Raw genomic sequence first — 17,119 nt, forward strand, 5'->3', positions numbered from 1 at the left:
CTCCGGCGTGACGGCCGTCACCAGTTACCATCAGGAAAGTTCGGCGCAGAATTCCTGGATGCGCGCGCAGGCATCCTTCAGCGCTTCGGTTGACGTAGCGTAAGAGATGCGGAAATGCGGGCTGAGGCCGAAAGCCTCGCCAAACACCACGGCAACACCCTTTTCCTCCAGCAGCGCGTTGCAGAAGTCCTGGTCGTTGACGATCTTCACGCCACCCTTCGAGGTCTTGCCGATGGTGCCGGCACAGCTCGGATACACATAGAAGGCGCCTTCCGGCTTCGGGCAATGGATGCCCTTGGCCTGGTTCAGCATCGACACGACCAGATCGCGACGCTGCTTGAACACGGCATTGTTCTTCGGAATGAAATCCTGCGGACCGTTCAGCGCCTCGACGGCGGCAGCCTGGCTGATGGACGACGGATTCGAGGTCGACTGCGACTGCAGGCCGCCCATCGCCTTGATCAGCTGCACCGGGCCGCCGGCATAGCCGATGCGCCAGCCGGTCATGCAATAGGCCTTCGACACGCCGTTCATGGTCAGCGTGCGCTCATACAGCGCGGGCTCCACCTGGGCCGGCGTGGTGAACACGAAGTTGTCGTAGGTCAGGTGTTCGTACATGTCGTCGGTCAGGATCCAGACATGCGGATGGCGCAGCAGCACATCGGTCAGCGCCTTCAGCTCGTCGCGGGTATAGGCCGCGCCGGACGGATTCGACGGCGAGTTGAGGATCACCCACTTGGTCTTGGGGGTGATCGCCTTTTCCAGCGCGTCGGCACGCAGCTTGAAGCCGTCCTCGGCCTTGCCGGTGACAAAAACCGGGGTGCCGCCGGCGAAATTCACGATGTCGGGATAGCTGACCCAATACGGCGCCGGGATGATCACCTCATCGCCCGGATTCACCGTCGCCAGCAGGGCGTTGAACAGCACCTGCTTGCCGCCGGTGCCCACGCTGATCTGCTCCGGCTTGTAGGTCAGGCCATTCTCGCGCTTGAACTTGTCGACAATCGCCTGCTTCAGCGCCGGCGTGCCGTCCACGTCGGTATAACGGGTCTCACCGCGATCGATGGCGGCCTTGGCGGCCTCGCGAATATTGGCCGGAGTCTCGAAATCGGGCTCCCCCGCGCCCAGGCCGATCACGTCGCGGCCGGCGGCTTTCAGGGCGCGGGCCTTCTGGGTGGCAGCGATGGTGGCAGAGGGCTTGATGCGACCGAGAGCATCGGACAGGAACGGCATGGGATCTGCGACTCCTAGCGCGGACGGGAATTAAAAAAGCGGGCGAACCATACGTCTGCCGTCAGGGCAGCGCAACCGGGCATCCACGGCATTTCCGCCCGCTTCTGCCGGAAAAGCAGGCAGCCCGGCCGATCCGTGGGCAGCCCTGGCAGAGCACGGCCGATCATGGCCGGATTCCGCCCTGCGGTGCGCCGGCCGGCCGATCCGGGGAAATTGGTCCCGGAATTGCATACAGTTTGCCCCGGACCTGTGTTCGATTCGCCCTTGGCGGCCGTGCAAGCCCCGGCATAGACTTGCCGGCCTGCGCCGAGCCGACCGAGCAAACAATCGGCCAGGATGACGCTTACGGGGAGACCTCTGACATGACGTTCGTTCGTTCCATCGCCTATGCCGCTGCCGGCCTGGCGCTCGTGGCCGGTTTTGGCGCCGCCGGCCCCGCCGCCGCGCAGACCAAGCTGAAATTCACCCTCGACTGGGCCTTCCAGGGGCCGACCTCCGCTTTCCTGCTGGCCGAGCAGAAGGGCTATTACAAGGCCGAGGGCCTCGACATCACCATCGATGCCGGCCAGGGCTCGGCCGGCGCGCTGCAGCGCGTGGCCACCGGCGCCTATGAGATGGGCTATGCCGACATCAACGCCCTGATCGAATACAACGTGAAGAATCCCGACAGCCAGGTGAAGGCTGTGATGATGGGCTACGACGCCGCACCGTTCGGCGTCTACGCCCTGAAATCCTCGGGCATCAAGACCCCGAAGGATCTGGAAGGCAAGAAGCTGGGCGCGCCGGTGTTCGATGCCTCGTTCAAGCTGTTCCCCGCCTATGCCGCCAAGGTCGGCATCGACAAGAGCAAGGTCACCCATATCAACCTGCAGCCGCCCCTGCGCGAACCCAGCCTGAAGAATGGCAGCGTTGATTTCATCAGCGGCCATTATTTCTCCTCGATGCTGGACCTGGAGAAGATCGGCGTGAAGGCCGATGAAGTGGTGGCCTTCCCCTATGCCGATGCCGGCATGGATTTCTACGGCAATGCCATCATTGCCTCGCCGAAGTTCATCAAGGAGAACCCGGCGGCCGTGAAGGCGGTGGTGAAAGCCACCATCAAGGCGTGGAAGGAAATCGCCGCCAATCCCGAGCTTGGCATCAAGGCGACCAAGACCCGTGATGGCCTGACTGACGAGGCGCTGGAAATGAAGCGCCTCAAGATGTCGCTGGAGCGCAACGTGCTGACCAAGTGGGTCAAGGAGAACGGCTTCGGCGGTGTCGACATGGCCCGCCTGCAGCGCTCCTCGGATGCCGTGGCATCTGCCGTCGGCCTGCCGCGCGCGCCGGCCGCCGCGGAACTGTTCGAGGAAGGCTTCCTGCCGCCCAAGGCCGAGCGCATGATGCCGTGATCGACGGCTGAAAACCTGCTATCAGGAAGGCGGCGGGGCAACCCGCCGCCTTTTCTGTTTCCCCAGCTGCCCTGTTCCCCAGTCCGCCGTCGCGCCAACACAGAACAATGACCGTTCCGCAAACCAGCCGTATCTCCCCGGCACAGATCCAGGCCGGGTCCGGTGCCATTCCGGCCCGCACCGATTGGCTGGCCGTGGCCGCCGTACTGGCGGCCGGCGTGATCATTTCGATGCAGATCGGCAAGCTGCCGCCGCTGCTCAACGCCCTGCGCGCCGAATTCGGGCTCGATCTGGTGTCAGGCGGACTGCTGGCCTCTTCAGTCAGCCTGCTGGGTGGCATGGTCGGCATCGCCGCCGGCTTCGTGTCCGATCGCATCGGCGGACGCCGCAGCCTGGCACTGGGGCTTGCCATCGGCGCCATCGGCAGTATGGCCGGCGCTTTCAGCACGTCGGTTGTTCCGCTGCTCGCCGCGCGCCTGCTGGAAGGTCTGGGCTTCGTGATCACCGTCGTTTCCGGGCCCAGCCTGATCACCATGGCGAGCCGCCCCAACCACCGCCACCTGGCGCTCGGATTCTGGAGCAGCTACATGCCGCTGGGCGTCACCTTCGGCATGCTGGGAGCCCTGCTGGTCGGCAGCCTGTTCGACTGGCGCGGCCTGTGGCTTGTCATGGCCGGACTGCTGCTGATGGCCGCCATCGTGCTGTATCGCCTGACCGACGGCATCGCCCAGCCGCGCGCGCGCCGTTTCAGCGCGGCGGCTCTGCGGCGCCCGGGCCCCTGGCTGCTCGCCGGATGTTTCGCCTGCTATACGACGCAATGGTTTTCCATCGTCACCTGGATGCCGACCTACCTGCACCAGGCCGGCCCCCTGAACGACACCGCCATTGCCCTGGGCACTGGCGCGGTGGTGCTGGTCAACGCTGTTGGCACCACGGCGGCAGCCGGCTTGATGCATCGCGGCCTGCCGCGCTGGCTGCTGATCGCCACGGCCGGCATGGTGATGGCGGTGTTCGGCCTGCTCAGCTTCGCCCCCGATATGCCGGTGGCAGGCAAGATCGCCTGCGCCATGGCGGCCAGCGGCTTCGGCGGCATGCTGCCGTCTGCCGTGCTTGCCAGCGTGCCGGCTGAAGCGCGCGACCCGGGCGAGATCGCCACGGTCAACGGCGTGGTGATCCAGCTGCTCAATATCGGCTCTTTCGCCGGGCCGCCGGCGCTGGCCGCCCTGGTCACCTGGTTCGGCGGCTGGGAAAATGGCCGCTGGCTGTTGCTGGCCGCCGGCCTCCTCAGCATGACGCTGGCCCTGGGCTTGCGCGCGGTGGAACGGCGCCGGAGGCATGCGGCATGAAATTCGGCAAGAACGGCTTTGACAGGGGCGACGCCTATCTGCTGCTTACCGTCATCATCTGGGGCAACACCTTCCCCACGGCGAAATATGTCCTGGGTGTGATGCCGCCCAATGTTTATGCCTCGCTGCGCTACCTGCTTGCGGCCGTTACCCTGATGGTGGTGCTGGCCTGGCGCGAGGGGCTGCGGCTGCCGCGCAGGCAGGACCTGCTGCCCCTGATCGGTTTCGGCCTGCTCGGCATCACGCTGATGCAGTTGCTGTGGACCAATGCCCTGTCGCTGACGGCTGCCTCGAAAGGCGCGATCCTGGTGGCGGTATCGCCGATCTGGGCCATGCTGATCTCCACCTTGCGCGGCCAGCGTCCCTCCGTCTTTGCCTGGGCCGGCATCCTGATCTCGTTCGGCGGCGTATTCCTCGTCATCAACAACAGCATTACCGCCATCACGGTGGGCGGCGGCTCGCTGCTGGGCGATCTGCTGTTCCTGAGCGTGGCTTTCTTCTGGGCCTGCTATTCGGTTTTTGCACCGCCCTACCTGGCGCGACTGGGGGCATTGTATGTCTCGGCCTGGTCGATGCTGTTCGGCGCGCTCGCGCTCAGCCCGGCCATGCTGTTCGGCATTACGGAGATTGACTGGACCGCCATGACCGCCCTGCACTGGGCCGGCTTCCTGTTCACCGCAATCTTCGCCGGCGCATTGGGTTATCTGTTCTGGTACGAGGGCATCGCGCGCCTGGGTGTGGCGCGTTCGGTGATCTATTCCTACCTGATCCCGGTTTTCGCCTTGCTGTCGGCTGTCAGCTTCCTGGGTGAGCATGTCTCGGCCATCCAGTTGGCCGGTGCCGCCGTGGTGATCGGCGGCCTTGTGCTGACCCGCATCAGCAGCGGCAGGAAATCCTGATCAGCTCTCGACGATCAGGCACAAAGCCGGCGCGCCGTCTGGCAGATTGACCGGCTCGACGGCGATCACCACCAGCCCCTCAGCCTTGGCCATCTCGCGCAGTTCATCCTCGCCATGCATGCGGGTGACGGCAATGAACACGCCAGCCAGGGCCAGGGCGATTTTCACGGCCGAGAACACCGCCGGCAGGTCGCGCTCGCGGTCCAGAAGGTCCGATGCCAGCATGAGATCGTAATGATCCGGCCGCGCTTCCAGGAAGGGGATGATCGCGTCGGTATCGCAATCGTCATAAACACCCGCCTCGAATGCGCGACGACTGAGTTCGGGGTCATCGGAGACCATATCCAGATGCTGCGCCAGGCGGCGCAGCTCAGCGGTATGCCGGCCCATGCCGCCACCGATATCCACAGCCCAGCCCACGGCGAAATCGCTGCCGATCATGCGTTCGGCAGCCTGCAACAGAATGGCAGCCGCCGGGGCATCAAGCCCGCCCAGCAATTCGTCGGTGGATAGCGCGACAAGCGGATCGACCGGCGCCGGCGGCAGCAGTCGCAGGGCGAAGGCATAACCGCGCACCGGTCGACCCTCTTCCTGCCGCAGATCCACATCTTCCAGCGCGACCACATCGAAACCGGCTTCGGCAGCCCGCTTGCGCAGATAGGTTTCGCCATGCTGGTAACGGCCGGTCTTCGACGCCGTGTAGCGGGCCTCGGCCCCCTTCTCCACCGTGGCGATGAACAAGCCACCGGGCTGCAGGCAATCATGCACAGCGATCAACAGCGAACGCAAATCGCCGAAATAGGACAGCACATCGGCGGCAAGTACGAGATCGTAGGCTGCCGGACGCTTGAGCAATGCGGCAACGATCTCGCCAACGATCAGCTCATCATACACGCCGCGCTGGTGCGCCTTGTCGACCATCCGCGGCGACAGATCGATGCCATCCAGGCGACGCACAAGCTTCTGCACCTCGGGACCCAGCAGGCCAGTGCCGCAACCCAGGTCGATGGCCCGCGTTGCCAGCCGCCCCTCCAGCAATCTGGCGGCAATGCTGGCCACCTGCTGCGGCGCCTTGTAGTCGAGCCAGCCGACCAGCTTCTCGTCGAAACTATCGGCAAAGGCGTCGAACAGGCCGGCGATGTAATCGGCATTCGCCTTCTCCGGCGCCTCGCCGGCCAGCACGGCCGCCATATGGCGCGCCTCGGCATGATCGGGACGCAGGCTGAGCAGGCGACGATAGGTCAGCAGGGCATCGGCGCGGCGATCGAGCCGGGTCTGCAACCGCGCCACCTGATGCAGCAGGTTTTCCGAATCAGGGTTTGCGTTCAGGGCCTGCTGCAACCGGGCCAGATTGTTGGCCAGGGATTCCGTCAGGCGCAGTTGCGCCAGGGCGGAATGGACACGGTCGATCTGTTCGGGCTGCGGCGCCGTCACCGGCAGAGCGGTTTTCACACCCCCCAGGCCCAGCAGCATGTCGGAAACCGAAACCGGGCGGACGGCAGGCGCAGCCGGCCTGCGCGGACCAGCCCCGCCGCCTTTTTTCTGCGCGCGCCGTTCCCGCCGGTTCATGACGCCATGATCAGCCGCGGGTCAGCGGCTTGTAGCGGATGCGATGCGGCTGATCGGCATCGGCACCCAGACGGCGCTTCTTGTCGGCCTCGTAGTCCTGGAAATTGCCCTCGAACCATTCCACATGGCTGTCGCCTTCGAAGGCCATGATATGGGTGGCGATGCGGTCAAGGAACCAGCGATCGTGGCTGATCACGATGGCGCAGCCGGCGAAATTCAGCAGCGCCTCTTCCAGCGCGCGCATGGTGTCGACATCCAGGTCGTTGGTCGGTTCGTCGAGCAGCAGCACGTTGGCGCCGGATTTCAGCATCTTGGCCAGATGCAGGCGGTTGCGTTCACCGCCCGAGAGCATGCCGACCTTCTTCTGCTGGTCGGCACCCTTGAAGTTGAACCACGAGCAATAGGCGCGGCTCGGCACCTCGCGCTTGCCCAGCAGGATCATGTCGTCGCCGTTGGAGAGTTCCTCCCACACGGTCTTCTTGTCGTTCAGGCTGTCGCGGCTCTGGTCGACATATCCCATCTTGACGCTGTCGCCGACGCGCAGCGTGCCGCCATCGGGCTGCTCGCCGCCGGTGAGCATGCGGAACAGGGTGGTCTTGCCGGCGCCGTTGGGGCCGATGATACCGACGATGCCGCCGGGCGGCAGCTTGAACGACAGGTCATCGATCAGCAGGCGGTCGCCAAAACCCTTGCTCAGATGCTCGGCCTCGATCACCACGTTGCCCAGCCGCGGACCGGGCGGAATGGTGATCGACACCTGGTCGGCCACCTTCTCGCTCTGCTGCGCCAACATCTCCTCATAAGCCTTGAGGCGGGCCTTGGATTTGGCCTGGCGCGCGCGGGGGCTCTGGCGCACCCATTCCAGTTCCTGGGCCAGGGACTTGCGCCGTGAATCCTCTTCCTTGCCTTCCTGGGCCAGGCGTTTTTCCTTCTGCTCCAGCCAGGACGAGTAGTTGCCCTCCCACGGAATGCCCGAACCGCGATCCAGTTCAAGGATCCAGCCCGCGACATTGTCGAGGAAATAGCGATCATGGGTGATCGCGACAACGGTGCCTTCGTATTCGTGCAGGAAGCGCTCGAGCCAGGCCACCGATTCCGCATCCAGGTGGTTGGTCGGCTCGTCGAGCAGCAGCATGTCGGGCTTGGACAGCAGCAGGCGGCACAAGGCCACGCGGCGCTTCTCGCCGCCCGAAAGCTTGGTCACATCGGCATCGCCCGCCGGGCAGCGCAGCGCGTCCATGGCGATCTCGACGTTGCGCTGCAGATCCCAGGCATTGGCGGCGTCGATTTTTTCCTGCAGCTCCGCCTGCTCAGCGATCAGCGCATTCATCTCGTCGTCGTCGGTGACTTCGGCGAACTTGTTGGAGACTTCCTCGAAACGATCGAGCAGGGCCTTGGTCTCGCCCACGCCTTCCATCACGTTGCCCAGCACATCCTTGCTCGGATCGAGCTGCGGCTCCTGCGGCAGGTAGCCGACCTTGACGCCCTCGGCCGCCCAGGCCTCGCCGGTGAAATCCTTGTCCAGGCCGGCCATGATCTTCAGCAGCGTGGATTTGCCGGCGCCGTTCAGGCCAAGCACGCCGATCTTGGCGCCAGGCAGGAAGCTGAGCCAGATATCCTTCAGGACCTGCTTGCCGCCCGGATAGGTCTTGCCCAGGCCCTTCATCACGTAGATGTACTGATAACTCGCCATGTCACGCTCCGGCGGTGAAAGTCCGCGAAAAAATCCGGCCGAGTTGTATAGAAACGAGGGCTTCCGCGCAATGCGGGGCGCCATTCCGGGCCTGCGGGGAAAGCCGGAAACAGCGGGCTTTCCGGCGCTTTTCTGGCCTCAGGCCACCATCAGGGCCCGGACATGGGCGGCGGACGCGCTGGCCAGGGCATTCAGGTCATACCCACCCTCCAGGGCAGAGACGACCCGACCGGAAGCAGTTTTCGCCGCCACTTTCAGCAGTTGCTCGGTGATCCAGTAATAATCCTGGTCCAGCAACTGCATCTGGGCCAGCGGATCGCTCATATGGGCGTCGAACCCGGCCGAAATCAGCACGAGTTCAGGTGCAAATCCTTCCAGTTTGGGCAATAGCACCTTTTCCACGGCGTTGCGGAAATCCGCCGAACCGGCGAAGGCACGCAACGGTACATTCACGATATTCCCGGCTACGCCTTTCTCATGCGCCGCGCCGGTGCCGGGATAAAGCGGATATTGATGGGTGGAGGCGTAAAACAGGTCCGCGTCGGCGGCAAAGGCAGCCTGCGTGCCGTTGCCGTGATGCACGTCGAAATCGATCACCGCAACGCGTCGCAGCCCCCATTGCGCCCGGGCATGCTGGGCGCCGATGGCAATGTTATTGAACAGGCAGAACCCCATCGCCTGGTCGGGTTCGGCGTGATGGCCGGGCGGCCGCACGGCGCAAAAGGCATTGCGCAGGTCTCCCTGCATGACGGCATCCACCGCCGCACAGACCGCACCCGCCGCCCGCAGGGCCGCCTCGCCCGACCCGGGAGACACCACGGTGTCGCCGTCGACATAACGCAGGCCATTGGTGGGGATCGACCGCAGCACCCGATCGACGAAATCGCCCGGGTGAACGCGGGCAATCTGCTCGGCCGTGGCCCGGGGGGCCTCGCGGCGGTCCAGATACAGGAATTCCTCAGCCTCCAGCCGGGCCAGCACGGCCCGCAGCCTTTCCGGGCATTCCGGATGCCCCTCTCCCGTATCGTGGGCAAAGCAGGCGGAATGGGAAAACAGCCCGGTTACCATTCGAGCATCCTGACCATTCTTTGGGCCTCCTCCCGGCCTGCCTGATATTACAAATTTGACAGGACCTTGCTCCATCAGGCGTATACAATAGATCATGTTACTGACGATCCCGGCAATGCCCTCGCCATAAAGTGCCATCCGGCCGGACCATCGGCGAACCGCATGTCGCCGGTGGCACCATGGTTTGGGGTGCATGCGCGGAATCGTGGGGGGAGTCAGCCGACCGGCAAAGCCGTTGGGCGAGGGATACTGCAATAAGGGTGGCGTGACGACATGAAGCTTTGGGGTCAGGTGCTTGTGGTGGGTACGGTTGCGATTGCAGCCGCTCTGGCATTCATATACCGCGACAGTCTGCCGCTGATTGGCAAGTCGGAAACCGTAACCGCCAGCCGGCAGGCTGGCCCGCCGCCGCTGCCGGTCGATATCGTGCCGATCAAACGCATGGATATCACCCGCACGATCGAAGCGGTTGGCACCGCGCAGGCCAACGAAGCCGTGACCATCACCGCCAAGTCCAGCGGCCTGGTGGAGCGCATCAACTTCCAGGAAGGCCAGCAGGTGAAAACCGGCAGCATCCTGGTTGAACTGGATGCCGCGGAAAGCTCGGCCAACATCTCGGCCCTGCGCGCGGCGCGCGATGCCGCCAGGCTGGCCTACGACCGCGCCAAGCAGCTGATCGAGACCAAGGCCGTCGCCCAGGCCCGCGTCGACGAACTGAGCAAAGCCTACGAAGCCGCCGATGGCCGCCTGCGCGCCGAACAGGCGAAATTCTCCGACAGCGTGATCCGCGCGCCGTTCGCGGGCAAACTCGGCCTGCGCAAGGTCAGCCTCGGCGCCCTGGTGCGACCCGGCGATGTGATCACCACGCTGGACGACACCACCGTCATCAAGCTGGAATTCGAAATCCCGGAAACCGTGCTGAGCGGCGTGGCCGTGGGCAACACCGTGACCGCGATGGCCGGCGCCCTGCCGAACCGCGTATTCGAGGGCACGGTTTCCACCATCGACAGCCGCATCGATCCTGCCACCCGCGCCGTGCGCGTGCGCGCGACGATCGCCAATCCCGAAGATGTGATCAAACCCGGCATGTTCATGACCGTGGCGCTGAGCATCGGCCGGGTGCCGGATGCCATCATGGTGCCCGAAGAGGCCCTGCTGGCCCAGGGCGGCGAGCAATTCGTATTCGTGATCCGCGACGGCAAGGCGACCCGCACCCGCGTCACGGTCGGTCAGCGCCTGCCCGGTCTGGCGCAGATCACCAACGGCCTGCATGGCGACGATCAGGTGGCCATCACCGGCCTGCAGCAGCTGCGCGACGGCGCCCGCGTCCGGCCCGCCACGCCGCCGATGTCGGGCAATCCCACGCCGAAGCCGGCATCCTGAAGCCGCCGCATACGGAGCGCACGCCATGGTTCTCTCCGATCTTTCGATCAAGCGCCCGGTCTTCGCCACCGTCATGGCGCTGATCCTGATCATCTTCGGGCTGTTCGCGCTGCGCGGCATGGCCGTGCGCGAATATCCCGACATCGATCCGCCCGCCGTCAGCGTCACCACCATCTATCGCGGTGCATCGGCGGAAATCATCGAGAGCAAGATCACCCAGATCATCGAGGACTCGGTCGCCGGCATCGAGGGCATCCGCTCGATCACCTCGGCCAGCCGCGAGGAATCCAGCTCGATCAGCATCGAGTTCAATCTGAACCGTGACGTCGACTCGGCAGCCAACGACGTGCGCGACAAGGTCTCCCGTGTGCTCACCAAGCTGCCGGCCGAAGCCGACCAGCCGGTGATCGCCAAGACCGAGGCCGATGCCCGCCCGATCATCTACATCTCGATGTTCAGCGACCGGCTCAGCCTGCTGGAACTGACCGACTATGCCGACCGCTATCTGGTGGACCAGCTTTCCATCATCGACGGCGTGGCCTCGGTGAATATCTATGGCGCCCGGCGCTATTCCATGCGCGTCTATCTCGACCGCATGGCCATGGCGGCCCGCAATGTTACCGTGCAGGACGTCGAGGAGGCGATCCGTCGCCAGAATGTCGAGTTGCCGTCCGGACGCGTGGAAAGCAGCATGCGCGAATTCACCGTGCGCGCCGAATCCGGGCTGCGCACGGCGCAGCAGTTCCGCAACATCGTGTTGCGCGAGCAGGATGGTTACCTGCTGCGCCTGGGCGAGGTGGCGAAGATCGAACTCGGCGCCGAGGACGACCGCACCGAGCAGCGCGTCAATGGCACCACGGCTATCGGCCTGGGCATCATCCGCCAGTCCAAGGCCAACGCCATGGACATTTCCAATGGCGTGAACCGGGCGGTCGAACGCCTGCAGGGCAGCCTGCCCTCCGGCGTGCGCATGGAGATCAGCTACGACCAGTCGAAATTCATCAGCCAGTCGATCTACGAGGTATTCCATGCCTTGATGGTGGCCCTGGGTCTGGTGATCGGCGTGATCTTCCTGTTCCTGCGCTCCTGGCGTGCCACCCTGATTCCCGCCGTGGCGATCCCGGTATCGGTGATCGGTTCCTTCATCATCATTGGCGCGTTGGGTTATTCCATAAACGTGCTGACCCTGCTGGCGCTGGTGCTGGCCATCGGCCTGGTGGTCGATGACGCCATCGTGGTGCTGGAAAACATCCATCGCCGCATCGAACTGGGCGAGCCGCCTCTGCTGGCATCGTTGCGCGGCGCGCGCCAGATCGGCTTCGCCGTCATCGCCACCACGGTCGTGCTGATCGCCGTGTTCGTGCCGATCTCGCTGATGGAAGGCAATACCGGCCGCCTGTTCCGCGAATTCGGCATTTCGGTGGCCGCTTCAGTGCTGTTCTCCGGCTTCGTCGCCCTGACGCTGACACCGATGATGTGCTCGAAACTGCTGCACGAGGCAAAGGACGAGGGCTGGTTCTATCACGTCACCGAGAAGTTCTTCGTTGGCATGTCCAACAGCTACGGCTGGCTGCTGCGCCGCGCGCTCGGCGCCCCGGTACTGGTGCTGGTGCTCGGCGGCGTGGTGTCGGTCGCCGCTTACCTGATGTTCCTCGCCCTGCCGCGCGAATTTGCGCCCACCGAGGATCGCGGCGTTTTCTTCGTCTCGGTCACCGGTCCCGAGGGTTCCAGTTACGAATACACGCGCAACAACATCATCAAGGTCGAGGAAGTCCTGCGTCCGTACGTCGAGCGCGGCGACGCCTCCGTGGTTCAGTCCTTTATCGCGCCCGCCTGGGGCGGCCGCCCCTCACCGGTCAACTCGGCCTTCATGGTGGTCCGGCTCAAGGACTGGTCCGACCGTAACGTGAAACAGCAGGAACTGGTGAAGGAGGTATTCCCAAAGCTGCTGTCGATTACTGGCGTCCGCGCCTTTGCCATCAACCCACCCAGCCTCGGCCTGCCCGGCAGCCAGGCGCCAGTTCAGTTCGTGATCGGTGGCCCGACCTATCCGGTGCTGGATGAGTGGGCCGAACGCGTACTGGAACGCGCTTTGCAGAACCCCAGCCTGCTGAACGTCGACAAGAGCTACAAGCCGAGCCGGCCGGAAATCCAGGTCAACATCAACCGCGACCGCGCCGCCGACCTCGGCGTGCCGGTGGAGACGATCGGCCGTACGCTGGAAACCATGCTGGGCTCGCGCGAGGTCACCAATTTCCAGCGTGAAGGCAAGCAGTACAAGGTGCTGGTACAGGCCCCCGTCGAGCAACGCGTCACGCCCAGCGACCTGAACAACATTTATGTCCGCGCCGGCGGCGCGAACGGCAAGCTGGTGCCGCTCGCCAGCCTGGTCACCATCAAGGAAGGGGCCAATGCGCGCGAACTGAACCGCACCGACCGCCTGCGCTCGGTCACCATCACGGCCTCGCTGGCTCCAGGCTATACCCTCGGCCAGGCCCTGGAATTCCTCGACCGGACAGCGGCCGAGGTCCTGCCGCCCGAGGCGCGCATCTCCTATGCCGGTCAAAGCCGCGAGTTCAAGGATTCATCGGCCGCGATCTACCTTACTTTCGCCCTCGCGCTGATCGTGGTGTTCCTGGTGCTGGCCGCGCAGTTCGAAAGCTGGATCCATCCCACCATCATCATCTTCTCGGTGCCGCTGGCGGTGACCGGCGCCCTCGGGGCCTTGCTGCTGGCCGGGCAGACGCTGAATGTCTACAGCCAGATCGGCATTATCATGCTGATCGGCCTGATCGCAAAGAATGCAATCCTGATCGTCGAGTTCGCCAATCAGTTGCGCGATGAAGGTCAAAGCATCTTTGATGCCGTCACCAACGCATCCACCGTCCGGTTGCGCCCCATCCTGATGACCACCATCGCCACCATTTTCGGCGCCGTGCCGCTGGCTGCGGCCAGCGGGGCCGGCGCCGAGTCGCGTTCGGCGCTGGGCTGGGTGATCGTCGGCGGCATGACATTCGCCACCCTGCTCAGCCTGTTCGTTGTGCCGGTGCTGTATATCCTGCTGGCCCGGTTCACCAAGCCTGCCGGCTTCATCGCCCGCAAGCTGAGCGAACTGGAAAAGCGACCCGATGTGGATGTCGGCAAACCGGATGCCGCCGAGTAGCCGCCGGCCCCGAGGTTACCGCTTGATAACCTAGACGCAGCCCTGCCCGGCAGGATCAAATGGGCGTTGGCCCATTCTTTTCTGCCGTGCAGACACCGTCATGACCAAAGACAACCCTGAGACCTCCGAGTCGATCGCTTTCGGCACGGCCGTTGCCAATGCACAGGCGGCCGTGGCCGGCCTGTCGGAACAATATATCGGCTGGGTCAATGACGACCTGAAACGCCTCGATGCCGCTATCGCCGCCATTGGCGACGACAAGGATGCGGGGAAGTGGCGTGCCGTCTATGACGTGGCGCATGACATCAAGGGACAGGGCAGCACCTTTGGGTATCAGCTGGTAACCGATATCGGGCAGCTTCTGTGCCGCTATGTCGATGAGGCGAGCAAGCGCAAGGCGGTCGATCTTGAAATCATCGCCGCCCATGTTGCCGCCCTGCGCACCGTGGTCGACAATCGCATCCAGGGTCAGGCCGGCGAGATCGGCGCGGAAATCCTCGACGCATTGCGTTCGGCGGCGGCCAAAAGCCTCGCCTGAGGCTCAGCGCTTCCTTTTGTCATCGCCGCGACGGAACGGTCCGGCATAGTCGCCGCGCACCTGACGCCGCCGGTCGGGTCCGAAATAGTTTTCGCCCCGCACGAATTTCCGTGGCCGCTCGATGATTTCACGCAGCCGCGCCTCCAGCGCCTTGGCCGAGGGTGGCAGCACCAGAATTTCGTTCACGCCGGCATCCAGCGCCGCTCGCACCCGTTCGCGCGTCACCGTGGACGTGGCGACGATGATCGGCAGGAACGGGTTCGGCGAAGCCGGGTCCTGCCGTATTCTGCGTGCAAGGGCGATACCGCCATCCCCGCCGTCCCCATCCGGCCCCGGTAATTCCCACCGGCAGATCAGGGCATCGATTTTGTTGCCTGTTGACGTTTCCGCGGGACGATCCGCCAGCGCAGCCCAGGCCTGCGCAATGCCGGGCACGCAAGTCGGCGGCCGTATGCCAAGGCTGCCGAACAGGCTGCGCCAGGTGGCCTGCATGCTGGAATCCGCTTCAACAAGCAGCAGATCCAGGCGGCTCAGATCGTAGGGCATCGCATATCTCCGCACCGCAGCCTTTACAGTGCGGCAACTTCGCCCTTTGTTACTACAGGTCAGCGGAGCAGGAAAATGCCCTCAACGAATCTCGACGATGTCCATTATTACGAACCGGCGCACGGCCACGGCCTGGCCCATGACCCGTTCAAGGCCATCGTCGGGCCACGGCCGATCGGCTGGATATCATCCTGCGACCGCGACGGGCGGGTGAATCTTGCCCCTTACAGCTACTTCAACGCCTTTCACGACAAGCCGCCGATCATCGCCTTTGGCAGCAGCGACTGGAAAGACAGCATCGCCAATATCGAGGCGACCGGCGAATTCGCCACCAGTCTCGCAACGCGGCCTTTGGCCGAGGCAATGAACCGCACTTCGGCTCCGGTGGCCCGAGGCATCGACGAATTCGAACTGGCCGGCCTGACGCCGGCACCCTGCCGGCAAATCCGGCCGCCACGCGTTGCCGGCAGTCCTGCCGCCCTGGAATGCAGGTTGCTGCAGATCCTGCGCCAGCATGACCTGCAGGGCCGCGCCCTGGATGCCTGGATGGTGATCGGTCAGGTGGTTGGCGTGCATATCGCACGAGCCTTCATCCGCGATGGCCTGTTCGATACGGCCGCCGCGCGGCCGATCATGCGGGGTGGATATATGGCCGATTATTTCGAGGCCACGCCGGAAACCCTGTTCCGCATGCGCCGCCCAACGGCCTGAATGGCCAACGCTGCATTGCAGCATCCACCCGCATAAAGGGCTGGTCCGGACGGCAAACGGCCCTGCGACCCCTCGTCGCGGCCAGGGCACACGTGCCCCTCTAGCCAGCCCGGCGCCGGGGGCGCTAATATCCGGCACCAGCACAGGATTTTCACGCCGGAGGCAAATTGCCGACCGGCCCGACCAGGCAGTACAGCCCCATGGATTACGAAGCCCTCTTCGGCCAGGCGGTCGACAAGTTGCGCGCGGAAAAGCGCTATCGGGTATTCACGGAACTGGCTCGCAATTGCGGCAGCTTTCCGGTTGCCGACAATTTCAGCGGCATCGGCCCCGCCAAGCTCACCATCTGGTGCTCAAACGACTATCTCGGCATGGGCCAGCACCCGGCCGTGATCCAGGCGATGCAACAAGCCGCCGCCCAGTTCGGCGCCGGCGCCGGCGGCACCCGCAATATTTCCGGCAACAGCCACGCCGTGGTCGAACTGGAAGCTGAACTGGCCGACCTGCACGGCAAGCAGGCCGCGCTGGCTTTCATGTCGGGCTACATCGCCAACCAGACCTCGCTGTCCACGCTGGCCAAGCTGCTGCCTGACTGCATCATCCTTTCGGATGCCGACAACCACAATTCGATGATCGAGGGCATCCGGCAGTCCGGCTGCGAGCGTCACATCTTCCGCCATAACGACGTGGCTCACCTGGAAGAGTTGCTCAAGGGCCTGCCGCCGGATCGGCCGAAGCTGATCGCCTTCGAAAGCGTTTATTCGATGGATGGCGACATCGCGCCGATCCATGCCATTTGCGACCTGGCCGACAAATACGGCGCCATGACCTATCTGGACGAGGTGCATGCTGTCGGCCTGTATGGCAACCGTGGTGGCGGCATCGCCGACCGTGACGATGCCATGCATCGCCTGCACATCATCCAGGGCACCCTGGGCAAGGCATTCGGTGTGGTCGGCGGCTATATCGCCGGCTCAAAGACCATGATCGACGCCGTGCGCTCCTATGCACCGGCCTTCATCTTCTCCACCGCCATGCCGCCGGCGATCGCCGCCGCCGCGAGCGCCAGCGTGCGCCATCTCAAACAGAGCCAGGTCGAGCGCACCCGCCACCAGGAACGCGCGGCCACATTGCGCCGGATGCTGCTGAACGCCGGCCTGCCAGTGCTGGTGAACCAGAGCCATATCGTGCCGGTCATGGTCGGCGATCCCGCCCTGTGCAAGGCTGCCTCGGATATGCTGCTGGCCGATCACGGCATCTACATCCAGCCGATCAATTATCCGACGGTGCCGCGCGGCACCGAGCGGCTGCGCATCACGCCCACCCCGGTGCATACCGATGCGATGATGCAGGCCCTGACCGCCGCCCTGCTGGATGTCTGGCAGCGCCTGGGTCTCAGCCGGAAGGCGGCCTGAGGAATTCGAAAAACCGGCCGCCGTCTCGCGCCAGCCCGCCTGGCTGCCGCCTGAGGAAGGCGGCCTTGTATATTTCCCGTTCTGTTTCCAATTTTTTATCTGTTTGCGGCATTTCTGTATGGCATGAACGATGGATGCCCGATAACTACTTGTAGTAGTTTTTA

The 17,119-nt window shown here is 64.3% G+C and carries 13 protein-coding genes; 8 read left to right on the plus strand and 5 right to left on the minus strand.

All coding sequences use genetic code 11. The features are described 5' to 3' along the window. Window positions 1-30: 30 nt before the first annotated feature. Window positions 31-1,233 carry a pyridoxal phosphate-dependent aminotransferase gene (locus tag ACE3OO_RS04100; RefSeq protein ID WP_374300002.1) on the minus strand — a complete coding sequence of 401 codons (1,203 nt, stop codon included), beginning with the start codon at window positions 1,231-1,233 and terminating at the stop codon, window positions 31-33. 362 nt (window positions 1,234-1,595) lie between these two features. On the opposite strand from ACE3OO_RS04100, the gene ACE3OO_RS04105 reads away from it, so the two are divergent. The 3 genes from ACE3OO_RS04105 to ACE3OO_RS04115 all read left to right on the plus strand — a co-directional run bounded on the left by ACE3OO_RS04105 (window position 1,596) and on the right by ACE3OO_RS04115 (window position 4,869). Then, window positions 1,596-2,624 (plus strand): ABC transporter substrate-binding protein, encoded by a 1,029-nt coding sequence (locus ACE3OO_RS04105; RefSeq protein ID WP_374300005.1) that lies wholly within the window; start codon window positions 1,596-1,598, stop codon window positions 2,622-2,624. A 107-nt stretch (window positions 2,625-2,731) separates the two neighbouring features. Next, a complete protein-coding gene (locus tag ACE3OO_RS04110) occupies window positions 2,732-3,970 on the plus strand; it encodes a CynX/NimT family MFS transporter (RefSeq protein ID WP_374300008.1) in 1,239 nt (412 codons plus the stop codon). Next, a complete protein-coding gene (locus ACE3OO_RS04115; RefSeq protein WP_374300010.1) occupies window positions 3,967-4,869 on the plus strand; it encodes a DMT family transporter in 903 nt (300 codons plus the stop codon). Before ACE3OO_RS04110 ends, ACE3OO_RS04115 begins: the two co-directional genes overlap by 4 nt. Here the strand turns inward: ACE3OO_RS04115 and ACE3OO_RS04120 are convergent, their stop codons facing one another. From ACE3OO_RS04120 to ACE3OO_RS04130, 3 genes are all read right to left on the minus strand, one after another. Next, entirely contained in the window at window positions 4,870-6,438 is a 1,569-nt protein-coding gene (locus tag ACE3OO_RS04120; protein ID WP_374300013.1) for a methyltransferase domain-containing protein, read from the minus strand. It lies immediately after the preceding gene. A 10-nt stretch (window positions 6,439-6,448) separates the two neighbouring features. Continuing rightward, window positions 6,449-8,131, minus strand: a complete 1,683-nt coding sequence (gene ettA, locus ACE3OO_RS04125; protein WP_374300015.1) for an energy-dependent translational throttle protein EttA — start codon at window positions 8,129-8,131, stop codon at window positions 6,449-6,451. 138 nt (window positions 8,132-8,269) lie between these two features. Next, window positions 8,270-9,199, minus strand: a complete 930-nt coding sequence (locus tag ACE3OO_RS04130; protein WP_374300018.1) for a histone deacetylase family protein — start codon at window positions 9,197-9,199, stop codon at window positions 8,270-8,272. A 273-nt stretch (window positions 9,200-9,472) separates the two neighbouring features. On the opposite strand from ACE3OO_RS04130, the gene ACE3OO_RS04135 reads away from it, so the two are divergent. The 3 genes from ACE3OO_RS04135 (at window position 9,473) to ACE3OO_RS04145 (ending at window position 14,283) form a co-directional block, all read left to right on the plus strand. Further along, the gene (locus tag ACE3OO_RS04135; RefSeq protein WP_374300020.1) at window positions 9,473-10,582 is read left to right on the plus strand and encodes an efflux RND transporter periplasmic adaptor subunit; all 1,110 of its coding nucleotides are present in this window, start codon (window positions 9,473-9,475) and stop codon (window positions 10,580-10,582) included. A 25-nt stretch (window positions 10,583-10,607) separates the two neighbouring features. After that, window positions 10,608-13,745, plus strand: coding sequence for an efflux RND transporter permease subunit (locus ACE3OO_RS04140; RefSeq protein WP_374300022.1), 3,138 nt, complete (start codon window positions 10,608-10,610; stop codon window positions 13,743-13,745). 100 nt (window positions 13,746-13,845) lie between these two features. Next, complete coding sequence (locus ACE3OO_RS04145) at window positions 13,846-14,283, plus strand: Hpt domain-containing protein (RefSeq protein WP_374300024.1); 438 nt, start codon at window positions 13,846-13,848, stop codon at window positions 14,281-14,283. Window positions 14,284-14,286: 3 nt separating this feature from the next. Here the strand turns inward: ACE3OO_RS04145 and ACE3OO_RS04150 are convergent, their stop codons facing one another. Beyond that, entirely contained in the window at window positions 14,287-14,829 is a 543-nt protein-coding gene (locus ACE3OO_RS04150; RefSeq protein WP_374300026.1) for a response regulator, read from the minus strand. Window positions 14,830-14,904: 75 nt separating this feature from the next. Between ACE3OO_RS04150 and ACE3OO_RS04155 the strand changes: the two genes are divergently transcribed. Continuing rightward, on the plus strand, window positions 14,905-15,540 hold the full coding sequence (locus ACE3OO_RS04155; RefSeq protein WP_374300028.1) for a flavin reductase family protein: 636 nt from the start codon (window positions 14,905-14,907) through the stop codon (window positions 15,538-15,540). Window positions 15,541-15,740: 200 nt separating this feature from the next. Continuing rightward, a complete protein-coding gene (gene hemA, locus ACE3OO_RS04160) occupies window positions 15,741-16,955 on the plus strand; it encodes a 5-aminolevulinate synthase (protein WP_374300030.1) in 1,215 nt (404 codons plus the stop codon). Window positions 16,956-17,119 lie beyond the last annotated feature (164 nt).

The organism is Ferrovibrio sp. (assembly GCF_041906005.1).
Classification (GTDB): Bacteria; Pseudomonadota; Alphaproteobacteria; order Ferrovibrionales; family Ferrovibrionaceae; genus Ferrovibrio.